1 protein-coding gene is annotated in these 1,453 nt (G+C 43.2%); it reads left to right on the top strand.

Annotation, left to right across the window (positions count from 1 at the left end; all coding sequences use genetic code 11):
- Positions 1–229 precede the first annotated feature (229 nt).
- Positions 230–1,453 (top strand): tetratricopeptide repeat protein (locus HF203_RS16025; RefSeq protein WP_168671086.1); only part of this gene is annotated, 1,224 nt, incomplete at its 3' end.

Here is a 1,453-nt window from a genome sequence, read left to right as displayed (position 1 = left end):
GCGGATCGCGAGGCGCTGGCGACAATCCGCGCCGGGTTGCGCGCACAGATGGAGGCCAGCCCCTGGCGTGATGAGCAGGGGCGGGTAGCGCGGATCGAAGACGCCTACCGGGCGATGTGGCGACGTTGGTGCTCTTTTGTGTCTTTTTCAGGAAAGACAGTTGAATGAAAAAGTCATGACGTTGTTTTTAAAAGATTGATTTTCTGTTTAATGTTTTGAGGGGGCGATTTTGAAAAATGCCAGAATACTTTATGAGGCGGCCTTAGGTCACTATCGAAAAGGCCGTGTCGATGTTGCTGAGCCTCTTTATCGCGCAGTGCTTGCAGTTGACCCTGGTCATGTCGAAGCTCTTTGCGGTCTTGCTGTAATTTTAAAAGAAAAAGATTGTGTCGATGAAGCGATAACTTTGGTTGAGTTGGCGCTGAAGAAGGATTTCAGTAATAAAGACTGCTTTGTTGTTTTGGCGTTTTTTTTGTTGACTGTGGCGCGTCGCCAGGAAGCGCGTTCCGCGTTGAAAAAGTTTCAGCGTTATGGTGGGTGCAAAAGTGATCTGAAAGATGTTTTTGAGCGCTTTGGTTTTTTTTCTTCGAGTGTTCTGGAAGTCTGGGGTGAAATTGATTTTGATGGCGATCAAGAAAATAAAGAATTGATTGAGCTGCATTCTAAAGAAATAAAAGAATTGGTGGATGAGGGGGATTTGGCTAAGGCTTTTGATAAAGCAAAGGCTCTTTCAAAAAAGTACCCTGATGTTTCATATTTCTGGAAAGTGGCTGGCACGGTTGTTTACAGGATGGGAGACCTTGCTGGTGCTTTGCCTATGATGCAGAAAGCGCTTGCGATTAATTCTAAAGATCCCGAGTTGCTTAATACTTTGGGGAATATCCTATTGGATATAGGCTCTGTCGAACAGTCTAGGAGCTGTCTGGTTAAGGCGATAGAAATATCACCTGATTATGCGGCGGCTTATAACAGTTTGGGTGTTTTGCAGAGGACTGTGGGTAATTTTGATGAAGCGATAGCTAGTTATCGTAAAGCAATTGCTTTAAGAAAAAATTTCTCAGAGGCTTATTCAAATATAGGGGTTGTTTTTAAAGAAAAAAGATATCTCAAGATTGCGCTGCGCTACTACAAAATTGCAGTTGAAAAAGATGCTAATAACGTAAATGCCATAAACAATATGGCGGCAGTGCTTCAGGACCTTGGGCTTCACGATGAAGCGCTGGGCTGCTATGATCTTGCGTTTAAAGTTAGGTCGCACTTCCCTGTTGCTGCTTCGAATTATTTATTTGTCTTAAATTACCATCCTGATTTTTCAGCAAAAAAAATCTTTAATTTTTACAAAGGTTATGACATTCGTTATGGTGGGGTAGGACGTGCATTCGGCAATTTTCATAATAATGATCGTAATCCGGGACGTCGATTGCGTTTGGGGTATGTTTCTCCAGATTTTCGC

Origin of the sequence: Marichromatium bheemlicum (assembly GCF_012276755.1) — a bacterium.
Lineage (GTDB): Bacteria > Pseudomonadota > Gammaproteobacteria > Chromatiales > Chromatiaceae > Marichromatium > Marichromatium bheemlicum.
The sequence above is the reverse complement of the archived record's forward strand: the minus strand, read 5'-3'. Positions and strand labels throughout refer to the sequence as shown.